A 19039-nucleotide genomic window follows, 5' to 3' on the forward strand; every position below is an offset into this window, starting at 1 on the left:
TGCGGCCTGCAATCGTTTGCAGGCCGTTTTTGTATTAAGAGGAAATTGAGACCTCAATGATCCGAGTCGCTATCAATGGTTATGGCCGTATCGGCCGCTCTATTCTCCGAGCTTTATATGAGTCTGGAAAACGGCAGCAAATGCAGATTGTCGCGATTAATGAATTAGCTAAACCTGAAGCCATTATTCATCTGACCCAGTACGACACCACCCACGGTCGGTTTGCGCATAAAGTGAAGCTTGTTGATGATCATATGCTGATTGGCGACGATGCGATAAAAATCCTCCACGAGCCCGATCCGGCAAAACTCCCTTGGCACGAGATGGACATCGACATTGTCTATGAAGCCACAGGCGTATTAGTCGATCGTCAAAGCTGCGAAGCCCATATTCACGCCGGCGCTAAACAAGTGCTGATAAGTCATCCATCCTCAGCCGATGTCGATGGCACGATTGTCTATGGTGTAAACCACGATTTACTCCGCGCCGAACACACTGTGGTGTCCAACGCTTCTTGCACCACAAACTGTATCGTGCCAGTGATCGATGTGCTTGACCGCCACTTCGGCGTTAAAAGCGGTGCGATTACCACTATCCATTCGGCGATGAACGATCAGCAAGTGATTGATGCTTATCATGATGATTTGCGTCGTACCCGCGCCGCTGGCCAATCGATTATCCCTGTCGACACTAAACTTGCCCGCGGCATTGAGCGGATCTTGCCGCACATGAAAAATAAGTTTGAGGCGATTTCGGTGCGCGTGCCCACCATCAACGTGACCGCCATCGATTTGTCCGTGACCTTAGAAAAAACCGTCGATATTGCCACAGTCAATCAGGTGCTGGAATCAGCCGCCAATGGGCGATTTAACGGCATCTTAGGCTATACTGATGAGCCCTTAGTCTCATGTGATTTCAACCATGATCCGCGCTCCAGTATTGTCGATGGTACCCAGACCCGCGTGAGCGCCGGTCAGTTGGTGAAGTTACTCCTGTGGTGCGATAACGAGTGGGGTTTTGCCAATCGTATGTTAGATACGAGTTTGGCGATGATCGCGGCCAAGCGAGGCTGATAAAAGTAGATTATTCACTTGTGGGTCACTGAATTTATGCCAATTCGACGGGATGTCGAGCGCCGAGCGGCAGTCAATTCATACCGGCTATAGTGTGAAACAGTTTGTTTTTTGATTATAAAAGGAAGCGTTACCATGGCAATTATCAATATGTCAGATCTGGATCTACAAGGTAAGCGCGTGCTTATCCGCGAAGATCTCAATGTCCCTGTCAGCAATGGCGTCGTCACCAGTGACGCACGTCTGCGCGCCTCTCTACCGACTATCGAGTTGGCCCTTGAAAAAGGTGCGGCTGTGATGGTGATGTCGCATTTAGGTCGTCCGACTGAAGGCGAATACAATGCTGAATATTCTATGCAACCTGTGGTCGATTATTTGGCAAAAGCCCTGTCTTGTCCTGTGCGTTTAGCGACGGATTATTTAGATGGCGTTGACGTTGCCGTGGGTGAAGTGGTTGTGTTCGAAAACGTGCGTTTCAACGTGGGTGAAGGTAAGAACAACGAAGCCTTATCGAAAAAAATGGCGGCGCTGTGTGATGTCTATGTGATGGACGCCTTCGGTACAGCACATCGTGCCCAAGCATCGACCCATGGCGTGGGCATGTTTGCTCCAATCGCCTGTGCCGGTCCATTACTGGCACAAGAATTAGATGCCTTAGGCAAGGCATTAGATAACCCTGCGCGTCCAATGGTGGCGATTGTCGGTGGCTCTAAAGTGTCGACTAAGCTGACCGTGCTAGAAAGTCTTTCAGGCATAGTTGATCAGTTAGTGGTTGGCGGCGGTATTGCCAATACTTTCATTGCAGCGGCGGGCTACAATGTCGGTAAATCGCTGTATGAAGCGGATTTGATCGACGAAGCTAAGCGTTTAGTGGCTAATGCTAAGAGCCGTGGCGCCGATATTCCTGTGCCGACCGATGTGGTCGTTGCGGGCGAGTTTAGCCCAACAGCAGCGGCAACGTTAAAATCGGTTAGCGAAGTCGCTGATGGCGAAATGATTTTCGATATTGGTCCAGATAGCGCTGAAGCACTGGCTAAAATCATCGAATCTGCAGGCACTATCGTATGGAACGGCCCTGTGGGCGTGTTCGAATTCGACCAATTCGGTGAAGGTACTAAGCGTATCGCCCAAGCGATTGCTGATTCAAAAGCGTTCTCTATCGCAGGCGGTGGTGACACTTTGGCTGCGGTTGATAAGTACGGCATTGCCGATAAAGTGTCTTACATTTCGACTGGCGGCGGTGCTTTCCTCGAGTTCCTCGAAGGTAAAGAATTACCGGCTGTGGCTATGTTAGAAAAGCGCGGCGCTTAATATTAAGTTTTAAAAAACGCGGCGCATAAGACGCCGCGATAAGCTCTGATAACATCAAAGCTTTGATAAAAGTAAAAAATTATAAAAAACCGCCCGTATTCATCTAAGGTACTTAATTTAAGTTGTTTATTTAAGGTACAGAGTTGAATGCGGGTATAAAAATCCATCCAAACGATAGCGACCTCGGTGATAGATATCACCCTATTATTGGAGTTAAAAAATGGCGTTAATTTCCCTACGACAACTACTTGATCACGCAGCAGAACATGGATACGGTGTGCCTGCGTTTAACGTTAACAACTTAGAGCAGATGCGTGCCATCATGCAGGCCGCTGAAGCAACAGACAGCCCTGTGATAGTGCAAGCTTCTGCTGGCGCGCGTAAATACGCTCGCCCACAGTTCTTAAAATATTTGATGGCAGCGGCTCTTGAGCAGTACCCAGATATTCCTGTGTGTATTCACCAAGACCACGGTACCGATCCTGATATTTGTCAGCGTTCTATTCAATTAGGCATGTCATCAGTCATGATGGACGGTTCTTTGATGGCTGACGGCAAAACGCCTGCATCGTACGAGTACAATGTTGATGTTACCCGTCGTACAGTGGCATTTGCCCATGCGTGTGGTGTGTCAGTTGAAGGTGAAATCGGCTGTTTAGGCAGCTTAGAAACTGGCCAAGCTGGCGAAGAAGATGGTGTTGGTGCATCTGGTATTTTAAGTCACGATCAAATGCTGACTAGCCCTGAAGAAGCGGCGCGTTTCGTTGCCGATACCCATGTTGATGCACTCGCGATTGCTATCGGTACTAGCCATGGTGCATATAAGTTCAGTCGTAAACCGACGGGCGATGTACTGCGTATCGACCGCATCAAAGAAATTCATGCGCGTATTCCTAATACTCACTTAGTGATGCACGGTTCATCTTCTGTGCCACAAGAGTGGCTAAAGATCATCAACCAATATGGTGGTCAGATCCCAGAAACCTACGGTGTACCATTAGAAGAAATTGTAGAAGGTATCAAACACGGTGTACGTAAAGTCAACATTGATACCGACTTACGTTTAGCATCAACGGGTGCCGTTCGTAAATTCTTAGCTGAACACCCAAGTGAATTTGATCCACGTAAATTCCTGAAAGCATCAATGGAAGCCATGGCCGATATCTGTACGGTTCGCTATGAAGCTTTCGGCTGTGCAGGTCAAGCATCTAAGATTAAGCCATTGTCTTTACAAGCAATGTATAAAGCGTATCAGTCTGGCGCGTTAGATCCTAAGATCAATATGTAAGCGTTATCGCTGAGATAAAAACCCGCTAAAGCGGGTTTTTTTATACTTAAAATAGCTGCAATTTTCATTTTTTAATCGTAAATGTTAATATCGCGCAGATTTTCAGGGGAAAATACTAACCCTTATTAATATGTGCTTATTCAGCATCGCTGGGACGAACAGATATTTATAGGGATTGGATTTAACGGAACAGGAACGGATAAACATGAAGAAAGTACTGACCGCAGCACTATTAATGACTGCACCTTTTATGGCGACAGCTGGGGCCGATTTTGTAAAAGGCGATGAGACATTCGCAGGTGAAGCTGAGCTTGGTGCAACCTTAACCACAGGTAACACTGAAACCTCATCATTCAAAGGACGTTTAAATCTTAAGCATGAGCTTGGCGATTGGGAGAATCAGTACTTACTCGAAGGTTTATATAAAGAGGATACAGGTTCTGTTACCGCGAAACGCTATTTAGCGGGCGCACAAGGTAACTACAAGATGACAGATCGTAGCTACTTGTTTGCTAATGGTAATTATGAAGTTGATCCGTTCACAGGTTATGATTACACGCTATCTGGCGCAGCGGGTTATGGTTATAGATTCTATGATACTAGTAAGACCTTTTTAGATGTCGAAGTCGGTCCAGGTTATATCTATCAGCGTCTTGATACAGAGCAAGCACTTATCGAAGGCCATGACACCAATGACAGCGTCGTTGCTCACGGTGTGATCAACTTTGAAACCGAAATCACTGACACCTCTAAATTCCAACAACGTTTCGTTGCCGATTACGGTGATAAGCTCGATGCCCGTTCTGAAACTTCGTTAACGGCGAATATTATCGGCGCATTAGCAATGAAGTTTGCCATTATTGTGCGTTACAACAGCGAGCCGTTGGATAATAAGAAAAGTACAGATACAGAAACCAATATGACCTTGTTATATTCCTTCTAATGCTGTGACGCTGATTAGAAACTAAAAAGCACCTTTGAGGTGCTTTTTTATTGGCTCTTTTTAGACTAAGTTAAATGTTTCTTTATTAGTTATCGCTGTAGTTATACAAAAATTAATGTTTTAAATGCCTTTGGTTATAGGGTAATGCATAGAAAGTTGCGTTTTATCAACATTTACTATGCCGAAGCTATGGTAATTTTCGACTAATTTCCTACGTAGAGATGAACTTTAATGAAATTACAGCGGTTGTTTAAAGGCAGTGGAATGGCGTTATGGAGTCTATTCTGCGTTGCAATATTGAGCGGATTCTCACCTGCAGCATGGGCTATGACAGAAGGGATAGAACGGCTTAATTTAACCGCCTCGAGTGTGGGTTATGTTGCCGTCTTTGTGTTTGTACTTGCATACATAATGGTGATGGCTGAGGAGTCGTTACATTTACGCAAGTCGAAACCTGTGCTGGTCGCGGCAGGGATTATCTGGGGCATGATAGGTTTTGTGTATGTACAAAATGGTATGTCTGAAGTGTCGGAAACTGCATTCAAACATAACTTGCTTGAATATGCTGAGCTTCTACTCTTCTTACTCGTGGCGATGACTTATATCAATGCTATGGAAGAGCGAAATTTGTTTGATGCCATTCGTGGTTGGCTTGTCGGCCGTGGGTTTAGTCTAAGAACCGTATTTTGGTTGACAGGGTTTATGGCGTTCTTTATCTCACCCGTGGCAGATAATTTAACGACTGCGCTATTGATGTGTGCCGTGGTGATGAAGGTGGGGGCAGGGCAACGCAAGTTTATCACCCTAGCCTGTATCAACATTGTTGTTGCGGCTAATGCGGGTGGCGCGTTTAGCCCGTTTGGTGATATCACGACCTTAATGGTGTGGCAAAAAGGATTAGTGCACTTTAGCGATTTCTTCCATCTGTTTATTCCTGCTTTAGTGAACTTTGCATTACCCGCTGCCATTATGAGTGTGTTTATCCCACATTTCGTGCCAGAGCCAGAAAAAGAGCATGTTTATACTAAGCCGGGTGCTAAGCGAATTGTTGCGTTGTTTTTACTCACAATCGCTACGGCAGTGTGTGCTCATTCCTTCTTAGGTATGCCGCCTGTATTGGGTATGATGACGGGATTAGGTTTCTTACAATTCTTTGGTTTTTATCTGCGTAAAACCTTCAATCGTTCCGTTGCCCGCGAACGTGCAAAGGCTGAATTGCGTCAGGACGAGCAGCGTCTTCAGCAGCTTGGTAGTGTGGTGCCCTTCGATGTGTTTAGCAGGATCTCCCGAGCTGAATGGGATACCCTGTTGTTCTTTTATGGTGTAGTGCTATGTGTGGGTGGCCTTGGCTTTATGGGGTACTTGAGCTTAGTATCTGAGGCTTTGTATTCCAATTGGGATACGACTTATGCCAACGTGGCTATCGGTCTGTTGTCTTCTGTTGTTGATAATATTCCGGTGATGTTTGCTGTGTTGACGATGAACCCTGAGATGGCCTTAGGCCAATGGTTACTGGTAACGTTAACCGCAGGAGTTGGGGGCAGTTTATTGTCAATTGGCAGTGCTGCAGGGGTTGCCTTGATGGGACAAGCTAGGGGGATTTACACCTTTGGTGCCCATTTGCGTTGGACACCTGTCATTGCGCTGGGTTATATCGCGAGCATTTTAGTACATATGTGGCTCAATGCCGCGATGTTCTAAATAAAAGTACTGAGCATTCATCATTTGGGCTGTATTGACGTTTGCGAGTCGTTTTGTAGCGGATAATATCGCGAATTATTTAGCGAACAACATCGATCTAACAAAATTCAATTGCATAACGTCTAGATATCAATGAATAAAATAGAGGCATCCGATGGATGCCTCTATTTGTTTGGATATGTCATGGGAAGGATTATTGCGGTAGAACTTGGATTAAATCCAGCTCGTTATTGGCTTTTGCACCGTAGATCTGAATCGCGACTTTAATTTGTGCCACTGAACCACTTGGATCCTGCTGAGCCCAATCTAAGCCTGCTATCTCAAATTGATATTGACCGCTTGTGACTTCGGTTAATTTACCACTGCATTCCCCAAGACTTTGGCAACGATAATTTTGGGTAACATGCCAGTGTTTCCATGCCTTCGGATTCGAGGATTCCTTGGCTTTGTCTGGGAACCCAAAATAGTAAATATCATAGGCTTTCGCCGCAGTGATCGCTTCTTGTTGCGCATCCGTCAGTGAAAATTGAATTGTCCCTGTACTCGAGTCAAATTGCTCAAGCTTGAGATTTATTTGCGTTGCTTCATCAATGTTTACTGCATTTTCGACGGGAGGTGGCTGCGGAGTTTCAGGCTCAGTGTTATTGCTGTCACTGCCACATCCTACGAGCATTAATGTCGCGAGGGTCAATGTGAGTAATGGGTATTTCATCACAGTCTCCTTAATTGAAATGCCCTGTATGGCAAGTGGTGCATTCCATGTCTGTTTTTACACTTGCCGCTGAGCCTAGTGTGCTAGTGCTACCGTGACAAGTTTGGCAATCTTGTGCATCTGGTGTTGGTTTACTACCAACAAGGGCGCCGATATTCTCCCCTTGATAGGCACGATTTAATACATCGACTAAGTAATAAGCCATAGACGCGGATAAGCGGTAACAGCGTTCACCTTTTTTCGCGAATGGTAAGCCAGAAGCCTTTGACCAGTTACTGATAGATGAGTGGCATAACACGCTCTTGGCTTTTGATGAACTGCCCACAAGAGCCGTTTTTTCTGCTGTCGAGCCAATACCAGTAACAAATTCAGGTGAAGATAAAGGGAGCGTTGTATTTTCGTAGTAGCGGAAGGTATTGGCTATCACGGCGTTATTGTGACCATTAATGTCATCTAAAATATTCACTAACATGCCTATCGCATTAAGATTACCGCAGAGTGTGCCTTGGCCCGTTACCCCTGCAAAACCATAGGCGGCTAATGCCGTTGGGATTGTTTTGAACTTGTCTGCATCGGCGCTATTAGATTGGGCTAGCATAGTCACAACGGCATGAAAAACTTGGTGCATACAACCACCACCCGTTTCATAGGCCAGTTTTGCTGTTGCCATTGCATCAAGTGGAACGTATTTAAGTTTCTCTCCTATCGCTAATTGATATTGACCATCGGCATTCGTTGCCGCGAGAACCGATGTTCCCATGAGTGTTGCACCTGCCGCAGCGGTGCTAATACCAATAATACGGGTTAATGCTTGACGTCTATTTATGCTCATTATGTATTTCCTCTATGTAGGATTACTTCTATTTATCAAATGCTAAAGATAAATTGATGGCGTAAATTCTAAGCATGCTTGAGATAAATATTGTGATTTACGCCGGAGGATATTTGCCTTTTACATGAGCGGTAAATAGCGTCACTACAATAGAATTAACCGACTTAAATTCTGCATTTTAATTAACTAAACAGATTGCAAAGTGCTCATCGTCCCGATATTTGTTATGTTTATGTAAATTTATGCCGAATTTACCATGTGCTAAATGGCATTTATTCCTGTGAGTTAACGCATGTTTTTGCCTAATAGCGCTGAACTTGGGGGTCGTCTCACGAAAATTAACTATTTGCTGACTTGGGTTAGCAAGATCACATTAATCATTAGTTAGTTTGCATAGACTTACTTTGTGTTTTTATGGAGTTGAGTGGATGTTGATGCAATTGGGAGACTGCAGGTTTGATCGGGAACGAGGCATACTGATTGAGTTGTCTCGCGATGAATCTTGGCATCTTCCTCGAGCCGAGTTACAAGTGCTTAATTTGCTTGTTGAGCATCAAGGTAAGTTGGTTTCTAAGCACATGCTGAAGACGGGGGATGGAAAACATCCGCCGCTAACTGATACCTCTGTGGCCCGTGCTGTTTTTATGCTTCGCAGCTTTCTTGGACCTCAATATGAGGGCTTGATTGAAACCGTGAAAGGCCAAGGTTATTTACTCCAACCATCTAATGGGACTGAGTTTAGAGGTGTTAATTACCTCAGATTGCACACAGTGCCTTTGTGGAGTGCCTTAGTGTTATTCGGGTTTATGTTAGCGTTTTCGGTGTTTTATTTGAATCATACGGATCACAGTAAGCCAACCCAAGCACTTATGACCTCAATATTACCTTTGGCTTCTGGCCAGCAAGTACGATTACACTTATTTGCTGATTCCAATACTAATAACACTTTACTCTTCGAATTAGGTGAGCGCTTAAGTGCAGGATTAATCGCCTGCGGTCAAAGTGATTGGGCTGATGTCTATGCTTCTTTGTCCCATGATAAACAAGTGCTTAATATTACTTTTCGAGGCGAAAAACTCGGTCAGTCAGTGATCCGTAATATTAAAATCAGTGATTTCACTCGACCGAAAACCTTCATCGATGCTGCTTGGCTGCAGGAGGTTAACATCTGTGGCTAAATGGCTAAAGTGGACGATTAATATTGTTATCTTGTCGGCATTGATTATGGCCTGCGGTGTGATATACAAACAGTCGGCTACCAATCAGACGATGATTTTAAATTGCAGCTCTGAATTATTCGACCGCCATTCTAGTGCCAATCCTAGCAGCAGCTCGAGTGTTAGCAGTGACGGTAAATTTTACCTACTCGTGGATGTTTTGATTGCCGCTGACAATACGCAGATCAATTATCGTTACTTTAATATTGACGGTACGAGTGCGGGCAATATTTTAATGCAAGGCAAAGTCGACAGTATTGAGGCCAATAGCATGACCTATAAAGTTACCGTTAAAACGAAAACGGAATCTGAAATTGAAAAGCAAAAAAATTGGCCAGAACATATGAAATATCTATCCTATATCAGCAGCTTACATTTTAATGACTCAGAAATGCACAATCTCAGTATCGAGGTGTTAGATATGGATGACACCAAAGATTATGCCGTGGTCCTTTTTCAGCCTAGCAATACCATTTGTGGATGCAGAATCGTAAATAGTCGAATTTAATCAGTGAATTTGAGTTTATTTCAGTTAAGATTAGTGCTCATTGATTTGTGATTACTGTGGTGAGTCTCCAGTGAGGGATTCATGAAAAGGGTGTTGTGTCTAAGATACGTGTAAAGCAAGAAGAATCCCTGTCGATTAAGTTCAGCCATCAGATGGAAAAGGGCGATAATCGTCAGCTTGATCTCTATTTCTTTTTACCTAAGGAAATGGGCATAGGCTCGCGCACGCTCAATGAAGAAGAGTACTACTACAGCTCAATAGTTGGACGTCGCTCATACTATTCAGAAGGCTTGCACTTACCTCTGGTGCAGGGGCGTTTTGCCAGTTTAAATCGCCGTACTGTTGAAGAGTTCAGGTTGTACCTAAATCTCTTCGCCTATCAGTTTGCGGTTGCGGTTGAAAACGATGTTAAAGAACTCAATCAAATCACAGATGTAACCCATTTTTATTTTGCCCTCGACGAATTACGCGAACAAATTGCCCAGTTGCTGAAAAAGTTTCGTCGTAACGAACCAGGTGATCCCAAATGGAAATCTTACTTTGAAAATGCTGATAACTACTTGTCTTGGTTTTGTGAGCAGCAGTTACTCAAAGTGCTCGCTTATGCCACTCGTACCAGTGATTTCAACGATATTTTAGAGCGGGTACTCACGCTCTGCCGTAATGAATGTGCCTATCGTGATGAGCATAAGTACAACTCAGCGCAAACTAAGCAAGATCCTAACCGTATCTCTAATAAGATGTTGTTATTGCGCCGTTTAATTCAACAAGGGGTGGTACTCAAAGAAGAGTTAAAGCCTTTAGGGATTGGCCTTAAAAAGTTTACGACAGGACTGGCGACCGCGTTAGTGATGTTGGTGGTGTCTGCGTTGATAATTCAAGCGCAGGGCGCCTTTAGTGGTTTTACTATTGCACTAGTGCTGACTTTGGCTGTGATCTATGGTTTCAGGGAAATCTTTAAGGACGATGTGCGCAATGCCATGTGGCGATTTATTCAGCGGGGTCGACCACGTTGGAGCCGCATTTTACGGGATACTACGAGTCAGGCGGTTATCGCTAAGCAGTTGGTATGGCTTGAGTTTATGCGTCAGCAAGATCTACCCGAAAAAGTCAGTGACATTCTAAAGCACAGACATAGCCAAAATAAGGTCGATGCGGAAATTCTGCACTATAAAATCGCCACTAAGGTGAATCAGAGTGAATTCCAAGCGGGATATTCGACTATTCAAGAGCAAGTGAGCTTTAGCTTAGTGCCTTTTGCCCGTTATTTAGAACGGGGTAAAGCGAAGATTTATAAGGAAGTTGAAGGCAAAATTAGTTATGAATCGGTTGAGCGGCGCTATCAAGTCAACCTGATTTTAGTGTTGCGTGATGGGCGCGAAGCCCCGCAGTATATCCGCTATAAAATCACCATGAACCGCTCGGCAATCATAGAAATTACCCAGAGTCAGTTGCCTGACTCAGTTAATGCACCCGAATCTACGATTGATGACGAGTAAAGGCTTGACCGATATTTTGATCGTTATTTTGCTTCGCCCGTTTTAGGGCGACTTCGGCATTATTCAAATATTGCTCTAATGTCTGGCCTTCTTGATAACCCGCAATACCAATACTAATACCTTCCCCTAAGCCATTACCATTGAGCTTTTCCATCATATTGAGGGTAAAGTTGTGCGCATGGGTGGCGTCTGTGTCAGGTAACATCACAATGAGTTTCCCTAGCTGCCAATGCAGAATTTGATAATTAGCTGGAATTTCAAGCAATAATTGCACTTCTATTTCTTGCTGACGATTTGCCAGTTGGTCGATATCACTCATGTGGCTTAGCATGCCCTCTGGATTGATATCCATTAACAGTAAGCTTGAACTGAGACGGCTTGGTGGCGGCAGAGAGTTAAAGTAACGTTCTAAATCTGCCAAATTCTGCAGAATAGTACTGCGATGGGGTACAAGGTTACGCTTCTCAGTGCCTCGACCACGCTCGGCGGCTTGCTCTAAAGTGCAGACGATATAATCAATCTCACCATCGGCGGCCACATGGCCCTTCAAGGTGGCTTGCAAACAATTGGAATGCGCCTGTTTAGGTGAGCATAGAATTTGCCCTTGCCACTGACCTTGCATGGCAATTTGGGCGCTGATCCTCTGCCATTGATTGCCTAAATCATTCGCGAGTAATGACGCTAAATCTTGATTTAAATCGCCATTGAGTTGCATTAACGCATCGAATACAGGATTGATTTTAATCAGTTTACCGTTAGCATCTGTGAGGGCTGTCGCGACTGTGTTATCGCATAAAAGCTCACTGAGAAAAGCATTTTGTTTGCTGCTGATTAACTCACTGATGTCCTCAAGGGTAATTAATAGATGTGGTGAGCCTCGGCTCGCCCTTGGTGCTTGGCGGATATGAACCCGCAGCGTGGGGCCATCGATACTCTCTAGACTGATTTCACCAGACCATTGACCGGTTTTATGTACCTGCTCCATTAACTCCGTGTAGGTTTTATCATCGAGGCATAAGGTACGCTGTAGGCTTCGGTCTGTCAGTTCATCTAATGGTACTAAGGTCGCTTGTGCCGCTTTAGTATTGGCGCTGATGACTCTGGCATTTTCGTTTACCATCATAAAGCCGATGTCACTATTAAATAAGCCATTAGCAACATCAATACTGTATTGGCGTGAACGCTGTTGTAAGCGATACATGTGGCTGAGTAGTACAACCCAAGCGGCTAAAACCGTTAATATTAACGATGCCACAATGACAATGTTTTGCCATTGTGAGAAACGAGCAGCTATGTCTGAGTTGCGCACATAGGAGAGTAAAAAATATTCTCTGTGAGTCTCAGGTTGGGCAGTGAGTTCGATTTTAAGGTAAACATAAGTGGCTTCTTCACCGTGGAATTGTCCAAAGTTGCTCATGGACATATCGCGCCACAGGGCCGGATAGCTCTGTCTTAAACTTGCTCCTAAGGTCTCTGGCATATTGCTTAGAGGGGCGAGATCGCTCGCGCCAGCATAGAGTAATCCTTGAGTATCAAGCACTAACATAGGGGACTTATTGCTTGAAAAGGCTGGTTTTATGGCCTCCAGCATTTTTACCATAGAGTTGTACGTCACCAGATAACCGATAGAACTCTGATCGGGCTTCTCGAGCCACGCCATTTGATACATATAAGGTTCAAGCATGCCGTCTATCGGAACAAATTCCAGTGGCGAGGTATAGACCTCCTTGCCACCCATGCTCCGACTCGCTCCAAGTAAGGTCGGTGGTAAGGCATCTTTATTGAAATTAGGGGGCGTTGAGAATTTATAGTTACCTTGGGGATCGTACAGTGCAATGCCGAGTAACTCAGGAATATGTTTTACTAGATCTTGCCAGTTTTCCTGCAATTTAAGTTGTTGCTTGGCGGTAGGATTGCTTAAGTATTGTTTTAGCAGTTCCCCATTGGCGAAAATTTGGGTTCGAAATTGCTGAAAAGACACTTTATCTGCGATCAATGAGCCTATGGTTTGCAGTTCACTGTATCTTTGCGTTGCCCACTCTTCTTGCAGGCGTCGTTCACCTAACGTAATGATTAAGTGAGTTAAAATAATCATGCCAATCACCAGCATAGAAAGCTGGCTTGCAATAGCGAGTAAGCGTTGATGCGACCAATAGATCCCTTGAGTTAAAGAGAGCAGTGGCGCAGCGGGATACGTGCTTGGGTTATTCTTCAGCATGAACCGATTATGAGTGGGTGAACTGTTAATTTCGCTATGTTAACACGAAAGAATTGTTACGACAGTGCCAAGTTACTCAGCAAGATTCCTTGAGTAAAAGTTAAGACGATTCACACATGTACCACTCACGTAATCGACGGTGTTATCTGCTTGGGTATTTCAGTCGATTTTGGCTGTATTAGAATGCCGTTTAGCCTAAGGCGCCTAATATGCGATGCTTGAATTCACAGCCGTAGGACTCAACTTGTTCACGACAGATGTCGATATCAACACCCGCTAATCCTTCGATGGCCGAAACTTGTACCGTTTCAATATAGTGTGGCGCTAATGCGATGAAAGCATGTACGGCGGCATAAGAACCGGCGAGTTTGGGGCGACAATGTTCCATATAGGCGGCTTCATTATCCGCATTGAGGGAAATGGATAAACTATCAACGCAGTTGGCTAGTTCCGGCAAAATATTGCGCCTATGGACTAAATTACCTAAACCATCGGTATTAATACGTACTCGTCCGCCTCTTTGTTTAATTTCTTTCGCCACTGCCAGCAAGGTTGGAAGATTTAAGGTCGGTTCACCATAGCCACAAAACACATATTCTTCGAAGTCTTTAACATCGCCAAGCAGTGGAATAATTTCTTCTGGCTTAGGTTGGTGACACAGTGCCAGTTGATATTCGTGGATCTGTTTACTGCCATTATGTTTTGGACAAAACGCGCAGCGCAGGGTGCAGCGACCCGTAATATTAAGGTAGCGACTGCGACGAATATCATAGACAAGCGTTTCAGTCGCACAGGTTTCATTTGTGCAAACTTCATCTGTTATGTGACCGTTCGCTAGGGTTTCTGTGGTGACAACTTGTGTTTTATCAATATTTTGCTTGTGCAGATGCTCAGACATAATGATGGGTTTCATTCTAACGATAGCTGACGACTTAAACACATTGTAGCGAAAGCCTGATGCGATAACTGTCAACTAGATCGCAACTTGAAAGCTCAAGCCACTCGCGGCAGATTCAAAATGACATAGATGATTGAGAGGTTATTGACTCGCACTGAGGATTAAAAAGAGAGCCTAAGCTCTCTTTTTAAGTTTCAAGACATTGATTAACTGCTTCTAGTTAACTTCCTATAGATAGTCTTTTTTATAGTCAATGGGGACCGGCGGCTCTAAATGCTCAGGTGTAAAGTCCACTTCATGGTCTTTTTTAGGCTGCCACCACCAATGGAAGAAGCGGCTGCTAGTGCGCTTAACGTCGTCGAGTATGATGTACAGCAAGGGCACTAAAATTAGCGTCACAACGGTCGAGAACAGGATACCGAAGGCGAGGGACGTCGCCATAGGGATCACTATTTGCGCCTGCAAACTACGCTCGAGAATAATAGGCACTAAGCCGACGAAGGTGGTGAGTGACGTCAGGATGATCGCCCTAAAACGATAACAGCCTGAATCGACCGCCGCCTGCCTGACTGATTGCCCTTGCTCCCGCGCACGGTTCACAAAGTCCACCAAAATCAAGGAGTCGTTCACCACCACACCTGCTAATGCCACTATGCCGCAGAGACTTAACACGCTCATCGCGAGTCCCTGAATCAAGTGACCAAACAGAGCGCCGATAATCCCAAAGGGGATCACAGACATGATGATTAACGGCTGACTGTAGGATTTAAGTGGCACGGCCATCAAAGCATAAATGGTGAACAGCGCAAAGAAGAAGCCTTGCATCAAACCGACCATGGCATTCTGTTCATCCAAACTGCCACCGTCCAGTGCAGTTTGGATTTTAGGGTACTTGGCCTGCAATTGTGGCAGGTAATCTTTTTGGATTTCTTGCACTACTTTTGAAGGTTCAACGATGTTTTTGTTAGCATTTGCCGTGATGGTAATCGCTCGCTTGCCGTCAACACGGGTAATTGAGGCGTAGGATTCACCTTTTTCAATTTGTGCCACGGTCGAGAAGGGAACCGAGGTGCCCGTTGGCGTGCGGATCAGCATATTTTCAAGATAACCCACAGTACGACGTTGCTCTAATGGGTAGCGCACCATTACCTTGATTTCTTCTTTATTACGTAAAATACGTTGGGCTTCATAACCATAGAAACCGTAACGCACTTGGCGGGCTAAATCGGAAAGCGTGAGGCCTAGGGCTTCTGCCTCTGGACGTATCTTCAGGCGAATTTCATGGCTGCCCGATGAAAAGTTGTCGGCAATATCGTACACGCCTTCGTAGCTGGCGAGTTTTTGCTTCAACTCTTTAGAGGCTGCGGACAGCTCATCGAGGTCACTCGAGGTCAATCTGAAGGAAATATCGCCACCGGCATCGTTGGTGCTCGCGTTAAAGCTGAGTTTTTTAACCGACAAAAGCTCGGGCAATTGTTCACGCCACGCGGCAGCAATCGTCACGCCATCGACTTCCCGGTCTTCACCTTTCGTCAGTTCGGCAAAAATGAAGGCCGAGGTACGGGAGCTCATATTGATAAAGCTGTGCTTCACCACTTGATAACCGTTATCTTTCTCCATTTTTTCGTTCATCTTGTACAGGGCTTCTTCTATGCTCTGTACCACTTTTAAGGTGTTACCTTCGGAGCTGCCTTCATCCATCTCAAGTTCAACTTGAATAAAGTCTGAGGGAATGTCAGGGAAAAATACCCAGCGTACTTTGCCACTGGCGACTAAGGCAATCGACAAAATTAATACACCGATAAAGGCCGCGACCACGTTGTATCTGTGTTTGATACAGCGCTCGAGGAAGTTGCGATAACTGTGGTGAATAAAGTATTGCACTCTGTCGTTAAAATTGGCTTTTAGGTGGCCAAAGAATCCCTTTGGTGCGCCAGGTTTTTTAAACTTCATGTGCGCTAAATGCGCTGGCAGAATGAACTTAGACTCTACCAGTGAGAAGGCTAAACAGAGGATGACCACCATACCGATGGATTTCCAGATAATCCCCATAGGGCCAGAAACCATTAACATGGGAATAAATGCCGCAATTGTGGTTAAGACCCCGAAGGTCGCGGGCATCGCCACTTTTTGCGCGCCGCGGATCACGTTCTCAACCGAGTGACCGTGGCGTTCGACCTCTGTGTAGGCACTCTCACCGATGACAATGGCATCATCCACCACTATTCCGAGCACTAAGATAAAGGCGAATAGGGTCAACATGTTGATCGTCATGGAGAAAGGTTCGAGCGGCATGACCAACATAGTGCCGAGGAAACACACGGGTATCCCCATCATGACCCAAAATGCTAACTTCAGATCGAGGAACATGGCTAAGATGATAAACACCAACAAGGCACCGTAAAACATGTTTGACATCATCATGTCTAAGCGGCCCTGGAGATAGTGGGTCATATCACCCCAAGTATCGAGTTGAGCGTTAGCTGGCAGTGTGGCGCGGCGCTGCTCTACGTACTGTTTGACTTGGTCTGCAATGTCTAAGGCGTTTTGATCATCAATGCTGGTAACTTCAATAATCGCAGCGGGTTTGCCGTTAAAGCGGGTATATTCCAAACGTTCTTCAAAATCATCTTTGATGGTCGCCACTTGTGGCAGCATCACGCGGCTACCGTCGGCGCGAGTTGTGACGACTATATTGGCAAAGTCATCGCCCGTGTAGGCTTGGCCTTTGGTGCGCAATAGAATATCGCCATCTTGAGCACGAATAGAGCCACCTGGTAAGTCTAAGGAGGAGTTTTGCACTGCTAATGCGACCTGTGAGAAGGTCAAGCCGTACTCTCGTAACTTATTCTCAGAAACTTCAATACCGATTTCATAATCGCGCACCCCAGTCACTTTCGCACGGGTTACAGCGGGGAGTTGGGTTAAATCGTCACGAACCGATTTAGCCAATTCTTTCATATCGTGGAGTGTCATATCGCCATAAACAGAAACCCAAATGACGTTATTCTCAGGTTTGATTTGAGAGATATTCGGTTTTTCGATGTTCACTGGGAAGGTTGAAATTGCATCTAACCGCAGTTTGGCTTCATCGAGAATGGTCTGCACTTCGTAACCGTCTTCAACTTCAACGGTAATCGATCCAACGCCTTCGCTAGCCACAGAAGTCACTTTCTTGATGCCGTTGATATCTTGGATGGCTTCTTCAATCTTGATGTTGATGCCTTCTTCGATTTCCTGTGGCGCCGCACCTGGATAGGCGACGGAAATATTTAATAAATTGAGTTCGAAAGAAGGAAAAACCTCTTTATTAATCAAAATACTGCTGAACAGGCCGCCGATGAGCAGAACACACATTAATAAGTTCGCGGCTACACTGTTGCGGGCGAACCAAGCTAAGATCCCTTTTTGAGTGTCCATTATTTAACTCCAGCGGCCGCAAGACTCGATTCAGGAGTATTTTCTTTTGGTGTCTCAGTAGGCAATGCCGCTTCACCTAAGATTTTGACCATTTGCCCATTTGCCATACTGTTGAAGTGGGTCGTAGCGACGCGTTCACCCGTTTTTAGACTGTCTTTGATGAACACATTTTCTAAATCACTACGAACCACATTTACTTGGCGCATTTCAATGATATTTTTGTCGTTGACTAGGGCGACTTGGTCGTTACGAACCACATGGCGGGGCAATTTGACTATGCCATCGACAGTGCGGCCCTTGATGACTGCATTGACGAAGCTGCCGTATTTAAGTGGTAAGCTACCTGGCACTTTATTCGCGCGCAGATAGGGATCTTTGATTTCTGCGACTAAATACACCATGCGATTTTCGGCATCGATAACACCTTCACTGCGGATAATATTGCCTTCCCAAGTATTTTCTTTGCCCGCCAAAGAGGCGCTAAGCGTGACTTGGGTATCGGGATTATCGACAGACTCTAGATAGGCTAAATCATCATTAGAAATGGGTAAGCGGATTTCGGCAACGCGAGTATCGTAGAGCTCACCTAGATTAGTGCCTAAGCTAACGTATTGCCCTAAATCGACATTTCTAACTTTGATTATGCCATCAAAGGGCGCGCGAATAACCGTGCGCTCAAGGTTACGTTGGGCGCGCGCCAGTGCTGCCTGCGCATATTTTACGTTAGCTTGTTCTTTTTTGAGTTGCGGGATACGTAGACCTAACTCAGGGGGCAAGCCCTTGTCGTAGCCTTTGAATTCGATTTTAGCGACTTCACCACGGGCTATTTCTTCGTTCAGTGCGGCGGTGGCTTGGGCCAGCGTCGCTTCGGCTTGCATTAAGTCAGCCTCGTAATCTGAGGGTTCGATTTGCGCTAATTGGTCGCCTTTCTTGACTATGCCACCTGCAACAAAATGAGGGGAGATAGTGAGCATTCTGCCTTGAACTTCGGTTACGAGTTGGGTTTTATACTTTGGGGTAACCACGCCGTAGGAAGGTAAGTTTAGCGATACTGTTTGCTGAGTCACTTGCGTGACATCAACGATAGGAATGGGCATCTCTTCAGGTTTTTGTTCTGGCGCCTCCTTCGTTTGCATTAATAAGGCTGCGCCAAAGACAAACAGCAGCAGAATAAGAAAAGGAGACAGTCTCCTCAGTAGGGTCTTCATCATATAATGGTTAAATCCATGCTAATCGCGTAATGGGGTTAAAGTAGCAGAGTCGGCCACGCCAATAAATTTATTTTTGTAAATTAAATGTTTCTAAAAGTGATGCCGCGACAGATATGCGCATCATGCATCGATATTTGGGCGAAAATTAGAGCAGAAAGGTGATGAAAGGTTCAGTTAGGTGATTGGAATATATTGAAATAAGAATGAA

At 45.2% G+C, this 19039-nt stretch carries 14 protein-coding genes; 8 read left to right on the forward strand and 6 right to left on the reverse strand.

The features are described from left to right. Positions 1 to 56: 56 nt before the first annotated feature. From epd to nhaD, 5 genes are all read left to right on the forward strand, one after another. Positions 57 to 1073 carry an erythrose-4-phosphate dehydrogenase gene (epd, locus tag HGO26_RS09685; RefSeq protein ID WP_105250098.1) on the forward strand — a complete coding sequence of 339 codons (1017 nt, stop codon included), beginning with the start codon at positions 57 to 59 and terminating at the stop codon, positions 1071 to 1073. 135 nt (positions 1074 to 1208) lie between these two features. After that, positions 1209 to 2384, forward strand: a complete 1176-nt coding sequence (locus HGO26_RS09690) for a phosphoglycerate kinase (RefSeq protein ID WP_168824858.1) — start codon at positions 1209 to 1211, stop codon at positions 2382 to 2384. Between the two features lie 220 nt (positions 2385 to 2604). Next, positions 2605 to 3672: a class II fructose-bisphosphate aldolase gene (gene fba / locus HGO26_RS09695; RefSeq protein ID WP_028761627.1), complete on the forward strand. Its 1068-nt coding sequence runs from the start codon at positions 2605 to 2607 to the stop codon at positions 3670 to 3672. Between the two features lie 205 nt (positions 3673 to 3877). Continuing rightward, entirely contained in the window at positions 3878 to 4615 is a 738-nt protein-coding gene (locus tag HGO26_RS09700; protein ID WP_028761626.1) for a DUF481 domain-containing protein, read from the forward strand. Positions 4616 to 4846: 231 nt separating this feature from the next. Next, on the forward strand, positions 4847 to 6316 hold the full coding sequence (nhaD, locus tag HGO26_RS09705; protein ID WP_028761625.1) for a sodium:proton antiporter NhaD: 1470 nt from the start codon (positions 4847 to 4849) through the stop codon (positions 6314 to 6316). A gap of 193 nt (positions 6317 to 6509) precedes the next feature. Here the strand turns inward: nhaD and HGO26_RS09710 are convergent, their stop codons facing one another. Together HGO26_RS09710 and HGO26_RS09715 are read right to left on the reverse strand one after the other, a co-directional pair. Next, positions 6510 to 7028, reverse strand: coding sequence for a hypothetical protein (locus HGO26_RS09710; protein WP_168824860.1), 519 nt, complete (start codon positions 7026 to 7028; stop codon positions 6510 to 6512). A gap of 10 nt (positions 7029 to 7038) precedes the next feature. Beyond that, complete coding sequence (locus HGO26_RS09715; protein ID WP_168824862.1) at positions 7039 to 7860, reverse strand: cytochrome c3 family protein; 822 nt, start codon at positions 7858 to 7860, stop codon at positions 7039 to 7041. A gap of 428 nt (positions 7861 to 8288) precedes the next feature. On the opposite strand from HGO26_RS09715, the gene HGO26_RS09720 reads away from it, so the two are divergent. The 3 genes from HGO26_RS09720 to HGO26_RS09730 all read left to right on the forward strand — a co-directional run bounded on the left by HGO26_RS09720 (position 8289) and on the right by HGO26_RS09730 (position 11084). Next, positions 8289 to 9038, forward strand: coding sequence for a winged helix-turn-helix domain-containing protein (locus HGO26_RS09720; RefSeq protein WP_105250092.1), 750 nt, complete (start codon positions 8289 to 8291; stop codon positions 9036 to 9038). Beyond that, positions 9031 to 9585, forward strand: a complete 555-nt coding sequence (locus tag HGO26_RS09725; protein WP_168824864.1) for a hypothetical protein — start codon at positions 9031 to 9033, stop codon at positions 9583 to 9585. Before HGO26_RS09720 ends, HGO26_RS09725 begins: the two co-directional genes overlap by 8 nt. A gap of 95 nt (positions 9586 to 9680) precedes the next feature. Next, a complete protein-coding gene (locus HGO26_RS09730) occupies positions 9681 to 11084 on the forward strand; it encodes a hypothetical protein (protein ID WP_028761621.1) in 1404 nt (467 codons plus the stop codon). Here HGO26_RS09730 and HGO26_RS09735 read toward each other — a convergent pair. The 4 genes from HGO26_RS09735 to HGO26_RS09750 form a co-directional block, all read right to left on the reverse strand. Next, entirely contained in the window at positions 11065 to 13302 is a 2238-nt protein-coding gene (locus HGO26_RS09735) for a PAS domain-containing protein (protein ID WP_168824866.1), read from the reverse strand. The two genes, HGO26_RS09730 and HGO26_RS09735, sit on opposite strands and share 20 nt — an antisense overlap. Positions 13303 to 13492: 190 nt before the next feature. Then, positions 13493 to 14200 carry a TatD family nuclease-associated radical SAM protein gene (locus HGO26_RS09740; RefSeq protein ID WP_168824868.1) on the reverse strand — a complete coding sequence of 236 codons (708 nt, stop codon included), beginning with the start codon at positions 14198 to 14200 and terminating at the stop codon, positions 13493 to 13495. A 228-nt stretch (positions 14201 to 14428) separates the two neighbouring features. Beyond that, entirely contained in the window at positions 14429 to 17620 is a 3192-nt protein-coding gene (locus tag HGO26_RS09745; protein WP_168824870.1) for an efflux RND transporter permease subunit, read from the reverse strand. Further along, complete coding sequence (locus HGO26_RS09750) at positions 17620 to 18831, reverse strand: efflux RND transporter periplasmic adaptor subunit (RefSeq protein ID WP_113939815.1); 1212 nt, start codon at positions 18829 to 18831, stop codon at positions 17620 to 17622. Before HGO26_RS09750 ends, HGO26_RS09745 begins: the two co-directional genes overlap by 1 nt. Positions 18832 to 19039: the final 208 nt, after the last annotated feature.

The organism is Shewanella oncorhynchi (assembly GCF_012584455.1).
In the GTDB taxonomy this organism is placed as follows: domain Bacteria; phylum Pseudomonadota; class Gammaproteobacteria; order Enterobacterales; family Shewanellaceae; genus Shewanella; species Shewanella oncorhynchi.